The organism is Pseudaquabacterium terrae (assembly GCF_013266755.1).
Taxonomy (GTDB): Bacteria; Pseudomonadota; Gammaproteobacteria; order Burkholderiales; family Burkholderiaceae_C; genus Pseudaquabacterium; species Pseudaquabacterium terrae.
The window spans coordinates 175,785-194,048 of the sequence record NZ_JABRWJ010000004.1; the positions used below are offsets into that span (position 1 = coordinate 175,785).

The following is an 18,264-nucleotide window of genomic DNA, read 5'->3' on the forward strand; positions in this document are numbered from 1 at the left end:
GCCCCCTCAGGCGACTGCGGCGCCCGCCGGCGCTTCTTGCGGCACGACTCGACCGTCGTGGAAGCGCACAATGCGGCGGGCATATGCCGCCATGTCGGCATCGTGCGTGACCATCACCACCGTGATGCCCTCGCTGTTCAACCCGCTCAGCAGGGCCATGATCTCGCGGCTGCGTTCGCTGTCGAGGTTGCCGGTCGGCTCGTCGGCCAGCAGCACCGCGGGGCGGGTGACGATCGCGCGGGCGATCGCCACGCGCTGCTGCTGGCCGCCCGAGAGCTCGGCCGGCACGTGGTGCTCCCAGCCGGCCAGGCCGACGCGGCCCAGCGCGTCGCGGGCGAGGGCGTGGCGCTCGCGGCGGCCGCTGCCGCGGTAAAGCAGCGGCAGCTCGACGTTCTCCTGCGCCGTCGTGCGCGCCAGCAGGTGAAAGCCCTGGAACACGAAACCGAGCTGGCGCCGGCGCAGCAGCGCGCGCTGGTCGCGGTCGAGCGCGCCGACCTCGATGCCGTGGAAGCGGTAGCTGCCGGCGGTGGGCGTGTCGAGGCAGCCGATCAGGTTCATCGCCGTGCTCTTGCCGGAACCGCTCGGGCCCATCACGGCGATGAACTCGCCGGCGTCGATCTGCAGGTTCACGCCGCGCAGCGCCTGGAAGGCCGCACTGCCCGAGCCGTAGGTCTTGGTCAGCGCATCGAGCCGGATCATGGCGAGCCGTTGGTCGTCTGGTCGGTGATCACCGGCAGCCCGGCGGCCAGGCCGTCGCCCGAGACCTCGGTCTGGCGGCCGTCGGACAAGCCCCGGTGCACGCGCAGCGCGACCGGCTCGCCGTCGCGCAGCACCCACAGGCGCGCCTCGCTGCCGCCGTTGCGCGGCTCGGCCGTGCCACCGCGCCGGGCCGTCGCGCCGGGTGGGCGCGGCAGCAGCTTGCCGATGATGCCGCCGCCGTCGCGCGCGGCACCGGCCGCGGCGGCCGCGCTGCCGGGCGTGAAGCGCAGCGCGCTGTTGGGCACCAGCCAGACCGCCTGGCGCTCCTGCGCGGCGATCGTCGCGGTGGCGGTCATGCCGGGGCGCAGGCTCAGGTCGGCGTTGGCCACGTCGAGCAGCGTGGTGTAGGTGACGACGTTGTCGGTCGTCGTCGAACCGAAGGCGACTCGCGTCACGGTCGCCGGGTAGCGCCGCCCGGGCTGCGCGGCGACGGTGAAGGCAGCCGACTGGCCGGCGCGCACCTGGCCGACGTCGGCCTCGTCGACGTTGACCGACAGGCGCAAACGCGCCAGGTCCTCGGCCAGCGTGAACAGCGTGACCGCCTGCAGCGACGCGGCCACCGCATAGCCCGGCTCGACCGCGCGGCTGAGCACCACGCCGTCGATCGGCGAGCGGATGGCGGCCTTGCCGAGGTTGGTCTGCGCGGTCGAAGCATTGGCGCGCGCCTGCGTCACCGCCGCCTGCGCCGAGCCCTGGTCGGCCAGCGCGCGGGCCTGCGTCGCGCGGGCCGCATCGAGCTCGGCCTTCGACGGCAGCCTGCCGCCGGACAGGCGCGCCAGCTCGTCGAGGCGGCCGAGCGCGGCACGCGCCTCGGTCACCGTGGCGGCGGACTGGCGCTGGCGCGCCTCGGCGGCGGCGAGGTCGGCGCGTGCGGCGGCGAGCGCGTCCTGCAGCTTCGCGGTGTCGAGCTCGACCAGCAGCTGGCCGCGCTGCACCCGATCGTTGACATCGACCAGCACGCGCGCGACGGTGCCCGACAGCTCGCTGCCGATGGCCACCGAGCGCGTGGGCTGCAGCGTGCCGTTGGCGGTGACGCTGACCGCCAGGTTGCCGCGCGCCAGCGGCGTCGTCACGTAGCGCGGCGCGCGCGCCTGCTGGCGCGAATCGTTCCACCAGCCGATCGCAGCGAGCGCTGCGACCAGCGCCGCGAGCACCAGCCACGGCGTCGTGTGGCGCCACCACGGGCGCTGTGCCTGGTCACCGAGCACCGCATCGAGCGCGACGGCTTCTTCGCGGGTGCTGGGCTTCATGGTCGGCCGTTCGTGTGGGTGAGGGTCGTGGGCAAAGCGGGGGCCTCCCAGCCGCCACCGAGTGCCTTGTAGAGCCGCACCTGGTTCAGCGCGAGCTCGGTGCGCGCGCTGGCCAGCGCATCGTCGGCCGCGAGCGCGCTGCGCTGCGCATCGAGCAGCGGCGTGAAGTCGATCAGACCCGACTGGTAGCGCAGCCGCGCCAGCGACGCGGCGTCGGCGGCCGACGCGGCAGCGCTTTCGAGGCTCGTGACCTGCTCGCGGCCGGCGGCCAGCGCGGCCAGCGTGTTCTCGACGTCCTGCTGCGCGGTGAGCACGGCGGCCTGATAGTCGACGCGGGCGCCGTCGAGTGCCGCCTGCTGGGCTTCGACCTGCGCGTGGCCCGCGCCGCCGTCGAGCGCCGGCCACTGGATCGCGGCGCTCAGGCCGGCGACCAGCGCGGCCGGCTCGCCGAGCGCGGCCAGCTTCAGCGCCTGCAGGCCGAGCCGGCCGGTGATCGAGAAGCGCGGCAGGCGCTCGGCCTCGCGCTGCCTGAGCGTCGCCAGCGCCGCGCTGGCCGAGGCTTCGGCAGCGCGGATGTCGGGCCGGCGCCGCAACAGATCGGCCGGCAAGCCGAGCGCCGGCAGCGGCGGCAGCGCAGGCAGCGCGGCGACGCCGGGCGCCTGTTGCGCGAGGCGCTCGCCCAGCGCCGTCGGTGGCTGGCCGAGCAGCAGCGCCAGGCGGTGCTCCGTCTGCTGCAGCGTCGAGCGCAACGCCGGCAGCCGCGCACGCGTCTGCTCGACGTTGGAGCGCGCCTGCTCGACATCCAGCACCGTCGCCAGGCCGGCGCCGGAGCGCCACTGCGCGACCTGCAGCGATTCGGCCTGCAGCGCGAGGTTGTCCTCGGCCAGGCGGATCTGACGCCGCGTGCCATGCCATTGCAAGTAAGCGAGCGCCACCTCGCCGGCAACGGCAATGCGCGTCGCCGCGAGGTTCATCGCGCTCGACTCGGCCTGCGCAACGGCTGCCGCGACGCCGGCCGCCAGGCCGCCGAAGGCGTCGGGCTCCCAGCTGGCATCGAGGTTCAGCGACAGGCTGGTGCTGTTGCGTTCGTTGCTGCGGTTGCGCCCGGCCGAGCCCGAGCTGCCGACCTGCAGCCGTTGCCCCGCAGCCGCGACATCACGCAACGCGCGGGCCCGCGCCAGGGCGGCTTGCGCGCTGCGCAGGTCGAGGTTGGCGACCAGCGCTTCATCGATCAGCACGCCGAGCAGCGGATCGCCGATGCCGCGCCACCACTGCGCGAGCAGCTGCGCATCGGCCGGCCTTGCCGGGCCATCACCCGGCGCGCGCTGCCAGGCTTCGGCCAGCGGCGGGTGCAGCGCCGACGCTTGATCGCGCTGCGGCGGCGCGGCGCAGCCAGCCGCCAGCGCGCCCAGGATCAGCAGCGCGACAGCGGACACGTGAGGGCGGCGAGGCGTCTTCATTCGTCCTCGGGTCGGTACCGGGACCGGTCGAGCGTACTGCCGGACCGAGCCGAGAAGCACGGCGTCGCGATGCACCAGCGCTGTGCCCGTGATCAGCATCACGGCCCCGCAAGCGTGCGCGCCGCGACACCTTTTCGGTGCGACGAGGGTGATCGCCTGTTGTCTCTCCCCGGCACGCTCCAGGGCAAGCCCGGTGCCCGGGCGATGGCCTGCGATTTGCTTGTATACCGGCTGGAACACCAGTCGGCGTGCCGATGAAGTCCGCCGCTGCTTCCGTCACCGCCCCACGTCACTCACGCAGGAGTCCCATCGCCATGTCGCTGCATCGCTGGAACCGTCGAGACTGGATCAAGAACGCCGGTGCGCTGGCTGCCGCCGGCACCGGGTGGACCGCGCAGGCACAGAAGGCGATCACTGTCGGCTTCATCTACGTCGGTCCGCGCGACGACTACGGCTACAACCAGGCGCATGCCGAGGCCGCTGCGCTGATCAAGAAGCGCGCCGGCGTGAAGGTGATCGAGGAAGAGAACGTTCCCGAGACCAACGCGGTGCAGAAGGCGATGCAGGGCATGGTGGCGCAGGACGGCGCGGCGCTGCTGTTCCCGACCTCGTTCGGCTACTTCGACCCGCACATCCTGACGCTCGCGCCGAAGAACGCCGCCGTGCGCTACGCCCATTGCGGCGGGCTGTGGAACGAGGCCAAGCACCCGAAGAACGTCGGCAGCTTCTTCGGCTACATCGACGAGGCGCAATACCTCAACGGCGTGATCGCCGCGCACCAGACCAAGAGCAGGAAGCTCGGCTTCGTCGCCGCCAAGCCGATCCCGCAGGTGCTGCGCAACATCAACGCCTTCACGATGGGCGCGCGCTCGGTCGATCCATCGATCACGACGACGGTGATCTTCACCGGCGACTGGTCGATGCCGGTGAAGGAGGCGGAGGCGACCAACAGCCTGGCGGACCAGGGTGTCGACGTCTTCACGATGCACGTCGACGGACCGAAGGTGGTGGTGGAGACCGCTGCCAAGCGCGGCAAGTTCGTCTGCGGCTACCACGCCAGCCAGGCCAAGCTCGCGCCGCAGGCCTACCTGACCGGCGCCGAGTGGAACTGGCTCACCGCCTACGCGCAGATCATCGACGCCGCGCAGAGCGGCAAGCCGCATCCGAACTTCGTGCGCGGCGGACTGAAGGACGGCTTCGTCAAGAGCTCGGCCTACGGCGCGATGGTCAGCGAGGGCGCGCGCAAGAACGCCGAAGGCGTGCGCGCGAAGATGATGGCCGGCAGCTTCGACATCTTCAGTGGCGAGATCAAGGACAACACCGGCAAGGTGGTGGTGGCCAAGGGCACGGTGCTGAAGCAGACCGACCTGGTGCTGGAGGGCATGAACTACCTGGTCGAGGGGGTCGTCGGCAAAGTCTGATCGCCAAGACGAGCTGCCCGAGCGAACCGCCCGACCGATGAGCGCCGTTCCACGCTCCTGGCATGCGCCGGCCGAGGCGCTGCTGCTGCCGATCGGCGCCATCGGCGCGGCGCTGCTGCTGTTCGGCGTCTTCGTCTGGTTCGGCGGCGCCAGCCCGGCCGAGGCCTGGGTCATCCTGTTTCGCGGCGCCTTCGGCGATGCCTTCGCCTGGCAGAACACGCTGCAGCGTGCCGCGCCGCTGATGCTGACCGCACTGGCTGTCGCGCTGCCGGCGCGCGCCGGGTTGACGGTGATCGGCGGCGAGGGTGCGCTGGTGCTGGGGGCGCTCGGTTGCGCCGGGCTGCCGACCCTGATCGATCTACCGTCCGATGTGAGCGGCAGCGCGCTGGTGCTGGCGGCGGGCGCGGTGTTCGGCGCGGCCTGGGTCGCGCTTGCCGGCTGGTTGCGCCAGTGGCGCGGCGTCAACGAGACGATTTCCAGCCTGCTGCTCGGCTACATCGCGATCGCGCTGTTCAAGCATGTCGTCGAAGGGCCGCTGCGCGACCCGGCGAGCCTGAACAAGCCGTCGACGCAGCCGCTGGCCGAGGGTCTGCGCATCGGCGCGATCGCGCCGGACTCGGTGCTCGGCGACGTGCACTGGGGACTGCTGATCGGTCTCGTGCTGTGCTTGCTCGCAGGCCTGTGGCTGCGCCACACCGCGGCGGGTTTCGCGCTGCGGGTGGTCGGCGGCAATGCGCGCAGCGCGCGGCTGGTCGGTCTGCCGGCCGACCGGCTGATCGTCGGCGCCTGCGCGGCCGGCGGCGCCTGCGCGGGCCTCGCCGGCGCGGTCGAGGTGGCCGCGGTGCACACCGCGGCGAATGCGTCGGTGATCGCCGGCCTCGGCTACACCGGCATCCTGGTGTCCTTCGTCGCCCGCCACCAGCCGTGGGCGATCCCGCCGGTCGCCCTGCTGTTCGGCGGCTTCGCGGCCGCCGGAAGCCTGCTGCAACGGCGGCTCGGGCTGCCCGATGCGTCGGTGCTGGTGCTGCAGGGCTTCGCCTTCGTCTTCATCCTCGCCGCCGAGGCCTTGCGCGGGCGCCTGTTCGCGCTGCGGATGCCGGCGCTCGGGCGGTTGCGGCTGGCCGCGAACATGGGGCGGGTCGTCCAGTGAGTCTCGATGCCGTGCTCGACCTGACGCTCGCGGTGATCGGCGGCGCGATCCGCGTCGGCACGCCGTTTCTCTTCGTCAGCCTCGGCGAGTGCCTGACCGAGAAGTCCGGCCGCATCGACCTCGGCCTCGAAGGCGTGCTGGTGTTCTCGGCGATGGCCGGCTTCGGCGGCGCATACCTCACCGGTTCACCCTGGCTCGGCGTCTTGCTCGCGGGGGCGAGCGGCGCGGCGCTGGCGCTGCTGCACGGCCTGCTGTGCTCGCTGCCGCGGGTGTCGGACATCGCCACCGGCATCGCGCTGATGCTGCTCGGCGCGGGGCTCGCGTTCTACCTCGGCAAGCCGCTGATCCAGCCGCAGGCGCCGCAGATCCCGTCGATCGCGCTCGGCGCCTGGAGCAGCTCACCCGCGGTGCAGAGCGCGCTGTCGATCAATGCGCTGTTCCCGCTCGGCGTGGCGCTCGCCGCGCTGCTGGCCTGGGGCTTCAAGAACACACGTCCCGGCCTGGTCGTGCGCATGGCCGGCGATTCCAGCGACGCGGCGCGCGCGCTCGGCTACTCGGTCAACGGCGTGCGCATCGCCGCCACCAGCGCCGGCGGTTTCGTCGCCGGCCTGGGCGGCGCGTCGCTGTCGCTGTACTACCCGGGCAGTTGGAACGAGGGCCTGTCGAGCGGGCAGGGGCTGATCGCGGTCGCGCTGGTGATCTTCGCGCGCTGGCAGCCGTGGCGTTGCCTCGGCGCGGCGCTGCTCTTCGGCGGCGCCGGCGCGATCGGCCCGGCGCTGCAGTCGATCGGCATCGGCGGCGGCTACCACCTGTTCAATGCGATGCCGTATGCACTGACCTTGGCGATCCTGGTCGCCACCTGCTCGCCGCGACGGGCTCTGAAGGGCGCGCCGAGTGAGCTGGGGGTGTCCAGATGAGTGGTCTCGGGACGCGAATGTCGGACTCCGGCTCTGTGCGGTCATTGAAGTGCTCTTGGCTTGCGATGGCCGGAGCGGCAAAGCCGGGCGCGGGCTGCGCGGCCCGGGCGAGATGGCAATCGGCCCCCAGGGCCGATCGCGGTCTCCGCCCGGCCAGCGTGCCCGCCGCCGGCTTTGCCGCACAGACAGTCGCACGCGAAGCAAGTGTCCGCAACGCGCCGTCAACTGCCTCTGGACCACTGACATGCCAACGACCATCCGCTCCGAACCCTATGCCTGGCCCTTCGACGGCGACCTGCGCCCGGCCAACACTGCGCTCGTCATCATCGACATGCAGACCGACTTCTGCGGCCATGGCGGCTATGTCGACAAGATGGGCTACGACCTGTCGCTGACGCGCGCGCCGATCGAGCCGATCAAGGCGCTGCTGGCGGTGGCGCGCCAGGTCGGCCTGCACGTGATCCACACCCGCGAAGGGCATCGGCCGGATCTGGCCGACCTGCCGGCGAACAAGCGCTGGCGCTCGCAGCGCATCGGCGCGGGTATCGGAGATGCCGGCCCGTGCGGCCGCATCCTGGTGCGCGGCGAGCCGGGCTGGGACATCATTCCCGAGCTGGCACCGATGGCCGGCGAGCCGGTCATCGACAAGCCGGGCAAGGGCTCGTTCTGCGCCACCGACCTCGAGCTGATTCTGCACACCCGCGGCATCCGCAACCTGATCCTGACCGGCATAACGACCGATGTGTGCGTGCACACGACGATGCGCGAAGCCAACGACCGCGGCTTCGAGTGCGTGATGCTCGGCGATTGCACCGGCGCCACCGACCGCGGCAACCACGAGGCGGCGCTGAAGATGATCCAGATGCAGGGCGGCGTGTTCGGCGCCGTCTCCGAGTCGCGCGCCGTGATCGACGCGCTGCAGGCGCTGTAGCCCCTTTCAACCCCGAGGATGTTTGCGATGAAGCCGTTGTTCCCTTCCCGCCGGACCGTGCTGAAGGCCGGTGCCGCCTCGGCCGCGTTGATCGGCTTGCAGCGCAAGGCGCTGGCCGCCGACGACAAGATCCTGATCGGCTACTGGCCCATCGCATCCGGCCTGCCGCTGTACGCCGGCCTCGAGCGCGGCTTCTTCAAGGATGCCGGGCTGCAGGTGGAGGGCGCCAAGTTCGCCAGCGCCCAGCAGGTGGCCGAGGCGATGATCGCCGGCCGCATCCACGGTTCGGCCAACGGCACCGCCTCCGCCGCGCTGGCGCTGGCCGAGATCACCAGCCCGAACCTGTTCAAGATCATCTGCAGCAACCCGAGCAACCGCACGCTGATCCTCGACGAGTTCGTCGTGCCCAAGGATTCGGCGGTGAAATCGATCGCCGATCTGGCCGGCAAGAAGATCGCCTCGGGCCCCGGCATCCAGAACGTCACGCTGGCGAAAATAATTCTCGAAAAGAACGGCATTGCCAACCCGCAGGTCATCGAGCTGCCGATCGGCCAGCATGTGCCGGCGCTGGCGGCGGGCCAGATCGATGCGGCCTACACGCTCGAGCCCACCGGCACCACCGGCCGGCTGAAGGGCCTGACGCGCGTGCTCGAGCCCGGCGTGATCTCCAAGTACGTGCTGGGCGACCATGACGCGCCCTGGTTCGGCGGCTCGGCCAGCTTGACGACGAGCTTGCTGAAGGACAAACCCGAGCTCGCGAAACGCTACATCGCCGCGTACGCCAAGGCGGTCGACTGGGTGCGCAAGAACCCCGACGCCGCGCGCAAGCACATGGACGGCTTCACCGCGATCGAGGAGGCGCTGGTCAAGGAGGTGCCGCTGGCCGGCTTCACGCTGTACAACGAGTTCAAGGCCAGCGACATCGAGTACTTCCAGAAGTTCTTCGATGTCTTCACCGACCGCAAGATCTTCAACAAGCGGCTCGATGTGAAGTCGCTGATCTACACGGGCTGACTGCGATGAGCCGCTTCCTCGATCGACGTTGGCTGCCCTTGATCGGCCCGCTGCTGCTGTTCGCGCTGTGGCAGCTGATGATCTCGGCGCAGTGGGTCAAGCCGGTGCTGCTGCCGCCCCCCGGCGAGACGCTGGCGCACCTGGTCAGCGTGTTCGCCTCGGGCGCGATCTTTCCCGACCTGTGGGCGACGATCTACCGCACCGTCTGCTCCTTCGGCATTGCGGTGGCCATCGGCGTGCCGCTGGGCGTGATGCTCGGCAGCAGCGAAGGCGCGTACCGCAGCGTCGAGTTCCTGATCGACTTCTTCCGCTCGACGCCGAGCTCGGCGCTGATCCCGCTGTTCCTGCTGATCTTCGGCATCACCGACATCAACAAGATCGCCATCGCCAGCTTCGGCGCCGCGCTGATCGTGCTGTTCAACAGCGCCTACGGCGTGATGCACGCGAAGAAGACGCGGGTGATGGCGGCGCAGATCATGGGCGTGTCGAAGTGGCATGTCTTCAAGGACGTGATGCTGATGGAGAGCCTGGCGCAGACCTTCGTCGGGCTGCGCAGCGCGGTGTCGATGGCGCTGGTGATCGTCATCGTCGCCGAGATGTTCATCGGCAGCGAGAACGGCCTGGGCCACCGCATCATCGATGCGCAGCAGGTGTTCAACGTCAAGGAGATGTACACCTCGATCCTGGTCACCGGCGCGCTCGGCTACCTGCTGAACCTGCTGTTCCTGCTGGCCGACAAGAAGCTGATTCACTGGAGCGGCAAGGCATGAGCGCAGCCCTCCCTGCGGCGGTGCTGCCGCCGTCTTCGACGACCGATTCGATCCTCACGCTGCCGGCCGCGCCGAAGACCCACGTCACCGTGCGCGGCCTGAGCAAGAGCTTCGCCGGCGCGCCGCTGTACACCAACTTCAACTTGGACCTGCCGCGCGGCAAGATCGTCTCGATCTTCGGGCCGAACGGCTGCGGCAAGTCGACCTTGATGAACATGATCGCCGGGCTGGTCAAGCCCGACGCCGGCGAGATCCTGTTCGACGGCAAGAGCCTGAAGGACACGCAGATCGGCTACGTGTTCCAGAACTACCGCGATGCGCTGTTCCCGTGGATCACCGCCTGGGACAACATCGCCTACCCGCTGAAGCGCCAGGGCCTGAAGGCGGCCGACGTGAAGGCGCGCGTCGACGAGCTGGTCAAGCTGTTCGAGATCCGCTTCGACCTGAAGCGCTACCCGTACGAGCTGTCCGGCGGCCAGATGCAGACGGTGTGCATCATGCGGTCGATGGCGACGCGGCCCGAGGTGCTGTTCCTCGACGAGCCGTTCTCGGCGCTCGACTTCGAGATGACGTTGTTCATCCGCGCCAAGCTGCAGGAGGCGCACCTGGCCACCGGCACGACGATGGTCATCGTCTCGCACGACCTCGAGGATGCGGTGTTCCTCGCCGACCGCATCCTGCTGCTGACGCGGCGGCCGACGCGCATCTCGGAACTGGTGAGCTTCGACATGCCGCGGCCGCGGCTGCCCGAAGCGGTGGCGGATCCGGAGTTCGTGCGGGTCAAGGCGCACACGCTGGAAGTGTTCCGGCGGGAGATGGCGGCATGAGCCCGCCGGGCCGCCCCAAGGGCGAATACCGGAGGGCGCAGCCCGAAGGTATTGCAGTCCGCACTGCGCTGACGCTCGAAACCTTCAACCTGACCAAGCGTTTCGGCGCGTTCACGGCGCTCGACAGTGTGTCGCTCACGGTGCGTCCCGGCACCGTGCATGCGCTGCTCGGCGAGAACGGTGCCGGCAAGAGCACGTTGGTCAAGTGCATTGCGGGTTATCACCGACCTGACGACGGCGCGGTGATGCTCGATGCGCGTGAGCACGACATTCGCACGCCGGCGGTCGCGCGCGCACTCGGCATCGGCATGGTCTACCAGCATTTCACCGTCGTGCCTGGCATGACGGTGGCCGAGAACCTGCTGCTCGCGCGCGGCAAGCTGCCGCCGGTGATTCACTGGCGCCTCGCACGCACCGAGCTCGAGCACTTTCTCGCCGGCGCGCCGTTCCGGCTGCCGCTGGACGCGACGCCGCTCGACCTGGCGGCCGGCGAAAAGCAGAAGCTCGAGATCCTCAAGCAGCTGTTCCTGAAGCCGCGCCTCTTGATCCTCGACGAGCCGACCTCGGTGCTGACGCCGCAGGAGGCCGACGAAGTGCTCGGCGCGCTGCGCCGGCGTGCGCATGCCGGCGATTGTTCGGTGGTGCTGATCACGCACAAGTTCCGCGAAGTCACCGAGCATGCCGACGATGTCAGCGTGCTGCGGCGCGGCAAGCTGGTGGCGAGCGGCGCGGTGGCCGACAGCACGCCGCAGGCGCTCGCGCAGGCGATGGTCGGCGAGGGCAAAGCAGTCTCGACACCGCTCGTGCGCGAACAGCGCGATGCCGGCCCGGTGCGGCTGGCGATCGACGGCCTGACGGTGATCGGCGACCGGGGTGAACCTGCTGTGCGCGCCCTGTCGCTGAAGGTGCGCAGCGGCGAGATCGTCGGCATCGCCGGCGTCTCGGGCAACGGCCAGCGCGAGCTGATGCAGGCGCTGGTCGGCCAGCGCCGGCACGACGGTGGCCGGGTGCGCGTGGCCGATCGCGACTTCCATGCCACGCGGCGCGAGAACCGCGCGTTGAAGGTGCGCAGCCTGCCCGAGGAGCCGCTGGCCAATGCCTGCGTCGCCGAGTTGAGCGTCGCGCAGAACCTGGCGCTGCGTGAATTCGACGAGCCGGCCTATGCGCTGCCGCGGGTGCTCGGCGGCTGGGTGCGTTGGTCTGCGCTGCGCCGGCGCGCGCGCGAGTGGATCGCCGAGTACGGCGTCAAGACGCAGGGCGAATCCGCGCCGATGCGCACGCTGTCCGGCGGCAACGTGCAGCGCGCGGTGCTGGCGCGCGAGCTGGCCGGCGAGCCCGAGCTGTTGCTGGTCAGCAATCCCGTGTTCGGCCTCGACTTCGCCGCCGTCGCCGAGATCCACGGCCGCCTGATGGCCGCGCGCAATCGCGGTGCGGCAATCCTGCTGGTCAGCGAGGATCTGGACGAACTGCTCGCGCTGGCCGACCGCATCGTCGTGATCAGCGAGGGCCGCATCGTGCACGACGTTGCGGCCGGCGCGGCCGATCGGCACGAGCTCGGCGCCTTCATGGGCGGCAAGGCGCATGCGCCGCACCGGGAGGCGGCATGACGGTGCTGATCACCCAGGCGCAGCCGTCGCCGTTCCGCTTCGACATCGACCGCACCGCGCTGCTGATCATCGACATGCAGCGCGATTTCATCGAGCCCGGCGGCTTCGGCGCCGCGCTCGGCAACGACGTGACGCGGCTGCAGACCATCGTGCCGACGGTGCAGGCGGTACTCAGCGCGTGGCGCCGCGCCGGCGGCCTCGTCGTGCACACCCGCGAGGGCCATGCGCCGGACCTGTCCGACTGCCCGCCGGCCAAGTTGAAGCGCGGCCGGCCCGGCCGGCGCATCGGCGATGAGGGCCCGATGGGCCGGCTGCTGGTGATCGGCGAGCCCGGCCACGCGATCGTGCCCGCGCTGGCGCCGCTGCCCGGCGAGCCGCTGATCGACAAGCCCGGCAAGGGCGCGTTCTTCGCGACGCCCCTGCAGGACACGCTGCAATCGCGCGCCATCACGCACCTGGTGCTGATGGGCGTGACCACCGAGGTCTGCGTGCAGACGACGATGCGCGAGGCCAACGACCGCGGCTACGACTGCCTGCTGGTCGAGGACGGCACAGCAAGCTATTTCCCGGAGTTCAAGGCGGCCACGCTGGCCATGATCACCGCGCAGGGCGGCATCGTCGGCTGGACGGCTCCGGCTGCCGCGTTGATCGAGGCCCTGATCGAGGCACCACCACGATGACTGCGATGCCCCTCCCGCTGACGCTGGCCGACTGGCGCGCCGCATATGCCGAGCCGGGGGCCTCGCCGCGCGCGCTGCTGGCCCCGGTGCTCGCGCGCCGCCACGGCGACGACCCGGCGTGGATCCTGCGCTGCGACGAAGCCTTCATCGAAACACAGCTGCAGCGGCTGGACGATGCCCTGCAGCGCGGTGCCGCGGCATCGCTGCCGCTCTTCGGCGTGCCCTTCGCGGTCAAGGACAACATCGACGTCGCCGGCCTGCCGACGACCGCCGCCTGCCCGGCATTCGCGCACACGCCGCAGCGCCACGCGACCGTCGTGCAGCGCCTGCTCGATGCGGGCGCGGTGCTGGTCGGCAAGACCAACCTCGACCAGTTCGCCACCGGCCTGGTCGGCACGCGCTCGCCCTACGGCGCCGTGCCGAACAGCGTCGACGCGGCGTACGTCAGCGGCGGTTCGAGCTCGGGCTCGGCGTCGGTGGTCGCGCGCGGGCTGGTGGCGTTTGCGCTGGGTACCGACACAGCCGGCTCCGGCCGGGTGCCGGCCGGCTTCAACAACCTCGTCGGGCTCAAGCCGACGCCCGGTGCGCTGCCGATGGCCGGCGTGCTGCCGGCCTGCCGGACGCTGGACACGGTATCGGTCTTCGCGCTGACAGTGGCCGATGCGGCGCGGGTGACCGCGCTGATCGAAGGCGCCACGGACGAGCCGCGCCACCAGTCGTGGCCGGCGCGCCCGGCCTGGTTCGGCAACGGCCGCGAGCTGCGCATCGGCGTGCCGGCGCAGCCCGGCTGCGATGCTGCGCTGGGGTACGACGCGGCCTTCGAGCAGGCGCTTGAGCAGCTGCGCGCCTGGGGCCTTCAGCCGCAGCCGGTGAACATGCAGCCTTTCTTCGACGTCGCCCGCCTGCTGTACGAAGGCCCCTGGGTGGCCGAGCGCTACACGGTGGTGCGCGAGCTGATCGAACGCAGCCCCGAGGCGATCGACCCGGTCGTGCGCGGCGTGATCGCTGCGGCCCGGGCGCACGATGCCGCGGCCGCGTTCGATGCGCGTTATGCGCTCGAAGCGCTGCGCGCGCAGATCGCGCCGCTGTGGTCGCAGCTCGACGTGCTGATGGTGCCGACCGCGCCGACCTGCCCGACGCTGGCCGCGGTGGCCGCCGAGCCGGTGCGGCGCAACAGCGAGCTCGGCCGCTACACCAATTTCGTCAACCTGCTCGGCCTCGCGGCGCTGGCGCTGCCGAGCGGCTTCACGCCGCGTGGGCTGCCCTTCGGCATCACCTTCATCGCGCCCGGCGGCAGCGATGCGGCGCTGGCGCAGCTCGGTGCGCGCTGGGAAGCGGCGCGCGACCTGCCGCTCGGCGCCGGCCTGCGCGACGCGACAGCGGCCGATCGCCTGCTGTATGCCACGCCGGCCGCCGCGCCGACGCTGCAGCTCGCCGTCGTCGGCGCCCACCTCGAAGGCATGCCGCTGCACGGCCAGCTGAGTGAGCGTGGCTGCCGGCTGATCGAGCGCACGTGCAGCGCGCCGAACTACCGGCTCTATGCGCTGCCGAACACCCAGCCGCCGAAACCCGGCCTCGTGCGCTGCGGCGGGCACGAAGACGGCCAGGCGATCGTGCTCGAGGTCTACGAGATGCCGCTGGACGCTGTCGGCTCTTTCCTCGCGCTGATCCCGCCGCCGCTCGGCCTGGGCTCGGTGCAGCTCGCCGACGGCCGCTGGGTCAAGGGCTTCATCTGCGAGCCGGCGGCGCTGGCCGGTGGCACCGACATCAGCAGCTTCGGCGGCTGGCGCGGCTGGCTGGAGAACCGATGAAACCGGACGCCGTCGATCGGCCCGACGTGGTCGCCGAGATTCAGCGCCTGTTCGCCGACTACGAGCGCGCGCTGATGACGCACGACCTGACCGCGCTCGACGCCTTCTTCTGGGACGACCCGCGCACCACGCGCTACGGCATCGCCGACCGCCAGTGGGGCATCGCGCAGTTGCGCAGCTTCCGTGCCGCCAGCCCGGCACCCCGCTTCACGCGCCGCATCGAGCACCTGCGCATCCGCAGCTTCGGCGCCGATTGCGCTGTCGCGCAGTGCGAGTTCGTGCGCAGCGACTCGGCGCTGCGCGGCTTCCAGAGCCAGACCTGGGTGCGCTTGGACGACGCGGGCTGGAAGATCGTCGCCGCCCATGTCAGCATGATCGGCTTCGAGGAATAGTGCGCTGCGTATCATGGCCGGCATGTCCTTCTCGAGCCTGCCGAAGTCCCTCTCCGGGGCTGCCGCGTCGACCACCGACGAGGCGCCGACACTGGCCGACGCGGCCTACGCGCAGCTCAAGCAGATGATCTTCGACTTCACGTTGATGCCGGGCGACCGCTGCAGCGAAAGTGAGCTCGCGCAGCGCCTGAAGGTCAGCCGCACGCCGCTGCGCCAGGCGCTGCAGCGCCTGGAGCGCGAGGGTTTCCTGCAGGTGATGCCGAAGATCGGCTGGCAGGTGGCGCCGCTGGATTTCGACACCTTCGACGAGCTCTACGACCTGCGCGTGCTGCTCGAATGCCACGCCGCGCACCACCTGGCCGAGGCCGAGGAGCGCCCGGCGCTGCGGGCGCTGGCCGAGGTCTGGCTGGCGCCGCCGGCCGAGCGGCTGGTCGAGGGCGCCGAAGTCGGCCGGCTCGACGAACAGTTCCACATGCTGCTGGTGCAGGGCAGCGGCAACCGCGAGATGGCGCGCGTGCACCGCGAGATCACCGAGCGCATCCGCATCATCCGCCGGCTCGACTTCACGAAGCCGGCGCGCATCGAGGCCACCTACGACGAGCATGCGCGCATCCTGCGCGCGATCACCCGCCGCCGCGCCGACGAGGCGCAGCGCCTGCTGCGAGCGCACATCGAGCAGAGCAAGCTCGAGGTGCGGCACATCACGCTCGACATGCTGTATCGGGCGCGACGGTCCGCCTGAGCAGGGCTACTGGAACGCCACTTCGGCGAAGCTGCGCAGCTTGCGGCTGTGCAGCTGGTCCAGCCGCTGGCGCCGCAGCAGCTCGATCGCCCGCATGCCGATGCGCAGGTGCTGGTCGACGCGCTCGCGGTAGAAGTGGTTGGCCATGCCCGGCAGCTTGATCTCGCCGTGCAGCGGCTTGTCGCTGACGCACAGCAAGGTGCCGTAGGGCACGCGGAAGCGGAAGCCGTTGGCGGCGATCGTTGCGCTTTCCATGTCCAGCGCCACCGCCCGGCTCTGGCTGAAGCGGCGCTCCGGACCCGGATGCGGCAGCAGTTCCCAATTGCGGTTGTCGGTCGACGCGACGGTGCCGGTGCGCAGGATGCGCTTCAACTCGAAGCCGGTCAGCTGCGTGACGTCGGCCACCGCCTGCTCGAGCGCGCGCTGCACTTCGGCCAGCGGCGGGATCGGCACCCACAACGGCAGCTCCTCGTCGAGCACGTGGTCCTCGCGCACGTAGCCGTGGGCCAGCACGTAGTCGCCCAGGTGCTGGGTATTGCGCAGGCCGGCGCAGTGGCCGAGCATCAGCCAGGCGTGCGGCCGCAGCACGGCGATGTGGTCGCTGATGTTCTTCGCGTTCGCCGGGCCGACGCCGATGTTGACCATCGTGATGCCCGAGCGGTCCGGTCGCATCAGGTGATAGGCCGGCATCTGCGGCAGCCGCGGCGGCGGCGCGCCGTGGTCGTCGTCGACCCCTGCGGCCAAGCCGGCGCGGCGCGTGACGACGTTGCCGGGCTCGACGAAGGCGACGTAGCCGTCGCTGTCGAGTGCATGCTCGGGCGTGTCGTCGCCGGGTCCGCCGGAGGTGGAGCCGAGCAGCCCGCCCTGGCCGAGCGGCTTGCCCATCAGCAGGTGGCCCAGGCGCACGAACTCGTCGATGTAGAACTGGTAGTTCGTGAACAGCACGAAGTTCTGGAAGTGCTCGGGCGCGGTGCCGGTGTAGTGGCGCAGCCGGTGCAGCGAATAGTCGACGCGCGGCGCGGTGAACAGCGCCAGCGGCTGCGGATCGCCTGGCCGCAGCTCCTGCGTGCCGTTGGCGATGCCGTCGTCCATCGCCGCCAGGTCCGGCAGGTCGAAGATGTCGCGCATCAGGACCCGCCGTTCCGGCGACAGCGTGCCTTCGAGGTGGTCGTGCTGCGCCAGCGAGAAGTGGATCGGGATCGGCTGGCTCGACAGCCCGACCTCCAGCACGCCACCGTGGTTCTTCAGCAGCAGCTGGAACTGCTCGCGGTAGTAGTCGGCGAACAGGTCCGGCCGTGTCAGCGTGGTCTCGTAGACGCCGGGTCCGGCGACGAAGCCGAAGGACAGCCGCGAGTCGGCGCGCACCACGGTGTGGGTGCGTACGCGAACGAAGGGGTAGCAGGCGCGCACGCGGGTCGGCGGCGTGTGGCCGGTGACGAAGTCCTGCAGTGCCTGGCGCAGGTGCGCAACACCGCTGTGGTAGATCGTCGCGACATGCGCCAGTGCGGCGTCGGCGTCGGTGAAGGTCTGGGTCGTTATCAGCGTCGGTGTCGTCATGGCCCATTTTGCCCGCAACGCCGTGACGCCACGGCGTGCGCGCGGGCGGGGCGATTACTGCGCGGCGCGGAAGGTGTCGCAGCCTTCGAGCTTGCCGCCTTCCATCCCGCGCTTGAACCAGGTGACCCGCTGCGCGCTGCTGCCATGCGTGAAGCGTTCCTGCACGACCTGGCGGCCGGCATTGCGCTGCATCGCGTCGTCGCCGATCTGGGCGGCGGCGTTCAGCCCTTCCTCGACATCGCCGGTCTCCAGGATCTGGCGCGAGCGCTGCGCGTGGTGAGCCCAGAGGCCGGCATAACAGTCGGCCTGCAGCTCGAGCCGCACGCTGAGCTGGTTGCCGGTGCGCTCGTCGCTGCGCTGGCGTGCGCGCTGCACTTGCTCGGAAACGCCGAGCAGGTTTTGCACGTGGTGGCCGATCTCATGCGCGATGACATAGGCCTGCGCGAAGTCGCCCGGTGCGCCGAGGCGCGTGCGCATGGTCTCGTAGAACGACAGGTCGATGTAGACCTTCTCGTCGGCCGGGCAGTAGAACGGCCCCATCGCCGCCTGGCCGCCGCCGCAGGCGGTGACCTCCGATCCGGTGTACAGCCGCAGCTTCGGCTCGCGGTAGGTCTTGCCGATCGCGCTGAACTGCGCACGCCAGACGTCCTCGGTGTCGGCCAGCACCATCGAGACGAAGCGGGCTTTCGGATCGGTGGCCGGCGGGGCCCCGGCCGGCGCCTGCTGCTCGACCACCGGCGAGCCGCCGCCGCTCAGCATGCCCAGGATGGTCAGCGGATTGATGCCGAAGATCCAGCCGGCGACCACGGCGACCGCCACGGTGCCGATCCCGATGCCGCGGCCGCCGATGAAGCGTCCGCCGCCGCCGCCCTGGCCGCGTGCATCCTCGACGTTCTCGCTTTCGCGGTGGCCATCCAGTCGCATCACGGTCTCCTTAAGCCCCCAAGACGCCTTCGGCGTCGGCCCCCCGAGGGGG

17 protein-coding genes are annotated in these 18,264 nt (G+C 70.9%); 12 read left to right on the forward strand and 5 right to left on the reverse strand.

Translation table 11 applies throughout. The annotated features are described in order from the left end of the window. Positions 1–6: 6 nt before the first annotated feature. Genes HLB44_RS13445 through HLB44_RS13455 form a run of 3 tightly spaced genes read right to left on the reverse strand, consistent with a single transcriptional unit; the run spans position 7 to position 3,445 of the window. The gene (locus tag HLB44_RS13445; protein ID WP_173123236.1) at positions 7–699 is read right to left on the reverse strand and encodes an ABC transporter ATP-binding protein; all 693 of its coding nucleotides are present in this window, start codon (positions 697–699) and stop codon (positions 7–9) included. After that, the gene (locus HLB44_RS13450; RefSeq protein ID WP_173123238.1) at positions 696–2,009 is read right to left on the reverse strand and encodes an efflux RND transporter periplasmic adaptor subunit; all 1,314 of its coding nucleotides are present in this window, start codon (positions 2,007–2,009) and stop codon (positions 696–698) included. The genes HLB44_RS13445 and HLB44_RS13450 overlap by 4 nt, the downstream gene beginning before the upstream one ends. Beyond that, on the reverse strand, positions 2,006–3,445 hold the full coding sequence (locus tag HLB44_RS13455) for an efflux transporter outer membrane subunit (RefSeq protein ID WP_343051320.1): 1,440 nt from the start codon (positions 3,443–3,445) through the stop codon (positions 2,006–2,008). The genes HLB44_RS13450 and HLB44_RS13455 overlap by 4 nt, the downstream gene beginning before the upstream one ends. A 338-nt stretch (positions 3,446–3,783) precedes the next feature. Here HLB44_RS13455 and HLB44_RS13460 point away from each other — a divergent pair, with 338 nt between their 5' ends. The 12 genes from HLB44_RS13460 to HLB44_RS13515 all read left to right on the forward strand — a co-directional run bounded on the left by HLB44_RS13460 (position 3,784) and on the right by HLB44_RS13515 (position 15,731). Next, the gene (locus tag HLB44_RS13460) at positions 3,784–4,890 is read left to right on the forward strand and encodes a BMP family ABC transporter substrate-binding protein (protein ID WP_173123242.1); all 1,107 of its coding nucleotides are present in this window, start codon (positions 3,784–3,786) and stop codon (positions 4,888–4,890) included. 37 nt (positions 4,891–4,927) lie between these two features. Continuing rightward, positions 4,928–6,040, forward strand: coding sequence for an ABC transporter permease (locus tag HLB44_RS13465; protein ID WP_173123244.1), 1,113 nt, complete (start codon positions 4,928–4,930; stop codon positions 6,038–6,040). Further along, positions 6,037–6,957: an ABC transporter permease subunit gene (locus HLB44_RS13470; RefSeq protein WP_173123246.1), complete on the forward strand. Its 921-nt coding sequence runs from the start codon at positions 6,037–6,039 to the stop codon at positions 6,955–6,957. Before HLB44_RS13465 ends, HLB44_RS13470 begins: the two co-directional genes overlap by 4 nt. Positions 6,958–7,201: 244 nt before the next feature. Beyond that, a complete protein-coding gene (biuH, locus tag HLB44_RS13475; RefSeq protein WP_173123248.1) occupies positions 7,202–7,888 on the forward strand; it encodes a biuret amidohydrolase in 687 nt (228 codons plus the stop codon). 27 nt (positions 7,889–7,915) lie between these two features. Next, positions 7,916–8,902 carry an ABC transporter substrate-binding protein gene (locus tag HLB44_RS13480; protein WP_246312252.1) on the forward strand — a complete coding sequence of 329 codons (987 nt, stop codon included), beginning with the start codon at positions 7,916–7,918 and terminating at the stop codon, positions 8,900–8,902. Between the two features lie 5 nt (positions 8,903–8,907). Further along, the gene (locus tag HLB44_RS13485; RefSeq protein ID WP_173123252.1) at positions 8,908–9,672 is read left to right on the forward strand and encodes an ABC transporter permease; all 765 of its coding nucleotides are present in this window, start codon (positions 8,908–8,910) and stop codon (positions 9,670–9,672) included. Continuing rightward, positions 9,669–10,499, forward strand: a complete 831-nt coding sequence (locus tag HLB44_RS13490) for an ABC transporter ATP-binding protein (protein WP_173123254.1) — start codon at positions 9,669–9,671, stop codon at positions 10,497–10,499. The genes HLB44_RS13485 and HLB44_RS13490 overlap by 4 nt, the downstream gene beginning before the upstream one ends. Next, complete coding sequence (locus tag HLB44_RS13495; RefSeq protein WP_173123256.1) at positions 10,496–12,106, forward strand: ABC transporter ATP-binding protein; 1,611 nt, start codon at positions 10,496–10,498, stop codon at positions 12,104–12,106. Before HLB44_RS13490 ends, HLB44_RS13495 begins: the two co-directional genes overlap by 4 nt. Further along, positions 12,103–12,786, forward strand: a complete 684-nt coding sequence (locus tag HLB44_RS13500) for a cysteine hydrolase family protein (RefSeq protein WP_173123258.1) — start codon at positions 12,103–12,105, stop codon at positions 12,784–12,786. The genes HLB44_RS13495 and HLB44_RS13500 overlap by 4 nt, the downstream gene beginning before the upstream one ends. Before the next feature lie 5 nt (positions 12,787–12,791). Beyond that, on the forward strand, positions 12,792–14,597 hold the full coding sequence (gene atzF, locus HLB44_RS13505; protein WP_173123260.1) for an allophanate hydrolase: 1,806 nt from the start codon (positions 12,792–12,794) through the stop codon (positions 14,595–14,597). Continuing rightward, entirely contained in the window at positions 14,594–14,989 is a 396-nt protein-coding gene (hpxZ, locus tag HLB44_RS13510; RefSeq protein WP_173123262.1) for an oxalurate catabolism protein HpxZ, read from the forward strand. Before atzF ends, hpxZ begins: the two co-directional genes overlap by 4 nt. Before the next feature lie 22 nt (positions 14,990–15,011). Then, positions 15,012–15,731 carry a GntR family transcriptional regulator gene (locus HLB44_RS13515; RefSeq protein ID WP_173123264.1) on the forward strand — a complete coding sequence of 240 codons (720 nt, stop codon included), beginning with the start codon at positions 15,012–15,014 and terminating at the stop codon, positions 15,729–15,731. 6 nt (positions 15,732–15,737) lie between these two features. On the opposite strand, the gene HLB44_RS13520 is transcribed toward HLB44_RS13515, so the two are convergent. After that, positions 15,738–17,288 carry an AMP nucleosidase gene (locus HLB44_RS13520; protein WP_173123266.1) on the reverse strand — a complete coding sequence of 517 codons (1,551 nt, stop codon included), beginning with the start codon at positions 17,286–17,288 and terminating at the stop codon, positions 15,738–15,740. Positions 17,289–17,342: 54 nt separating this feature from the next. Then, positions 17,343–18,212 carry a KPN_02809 family neutral zinc metallopeptidase gene (ypfJ, locus tag HLB44_RS13525; RefSeq protein WP_173123268.1) on the reverse strand — a complete coding sequence of 290 codons (870 nt, stop codon included), beginning with the start codon at positions 18,210–18,212 and terminating at the stop codon, positions 17,343–17,345. Between the last annotated feature and the right edge of the window lie 52 nt (positions 18,213–18,264).

Bases quoted from the DNA above. Each gene is read 5' to 3' on its own strand.
- HLB44_RS13445 (WP_173123236.1), bottom strand. From the start codon at position 699: ATGATCCGGCTCGATGCGCTGACCAAGACCTACGGCTCGGGCAGTGCG.
- HLB44_RS13450 (WP_173123238.1), bottom strand. From the start codon at position 2,009: ATGAAGCCCAGCACCCGCGAAGAAGCCGTCGCGCTCGATGCGGTGCTC.
- HLB44_RS13460 (WP_173123242.1), top strand. From the start codon at position 3,784: ATGTCGCTGCATCGCTGGAACCGTCGAGACTGGATCAAGAACGCCGGT.
- HLB44_RS13465 (WP_173123244.1), top strand. From the start codon at position 4,928: ATGAGCGCCGTTCCACGCTCCTGGCATGCGCCGGCCGAGGCGCTGCTG.
- biuH (WP_173123248.1), top strand. From the start codon at position 7,202: ATGCCAACGACCATCCGCTCCGAACCCTATGCCTGGCCCTTCGACGGC.
- HLB44_RS13480 (WP_246312252.1), top strand. From the start codon at position 7,916: ATGAAGCCGTTGTTCCCTTCCCGCCGGACCGTGCTGAAGGCCGGTGCC.
- HLB44_RS13485 (WP_173123252.1), top strand. From the start codon at position 8,908: ATGAGCCGCTTCCTCGATCGACGTTGGCTGCCCTTGATCGGCCCGCTG.
- HLB44_RS13490 (WP_173123254.1), top strand. From the start codon at position 9,669: ATGAGCGCAGCCCTCCCTGCGGCGGTGCTGCCGCCGTCTTCGACGACC.
- HLB44_RS13495 (WP_173123256.1), top strand. From the start codon at position 10,496: ATGAGCCCGCCGGGCCGCCCCAAGGGCGAATACCGGAGGGCGCAGCCC.
- HLB44_RS13500 (WP_173123258.1), top strand. From the start codon at position 12,103: ATGACGGTGCTGATCACCCAGGCGCAGCCGTCGCCGTTCCGCTTCGAC.
- atzF (WP_173123260.1), top strand. From the start codon at position 12,792: ATGCCCCTCCCGCTGACGCTGGCCGACTGGCGCGCCGCATATGCCGAG.
- hpxZ (WP_173123262.1), top strand. From the start codon at position 14,594: ATGAAACCGGACGCCGTCGATCGGCCCGACGTGGTCGCCGAGATTCAG.
- HLB44_RS13515 (WP_173123264.1), top strand. From the start codon at position 15,012: ATGTCCTTCTCGAGCCTGCCGAAGTCCCTCTCCGGGGCTGCCGCGTCG.
- HLB44_RS13520 (WP_173123266.1), bottom strand. From the start codon at position 17,288: ATGACGACACCGACGCTGATAACGACCCAGACCTTCACCGACGCCGAC.
- ypfJ (WP_173123268.1), bottom strand. From the start codon at position 18,212: ATGCGACTGGATGGCCACCGCGAAAGCGAGAACGTCGAGGATGCACGC.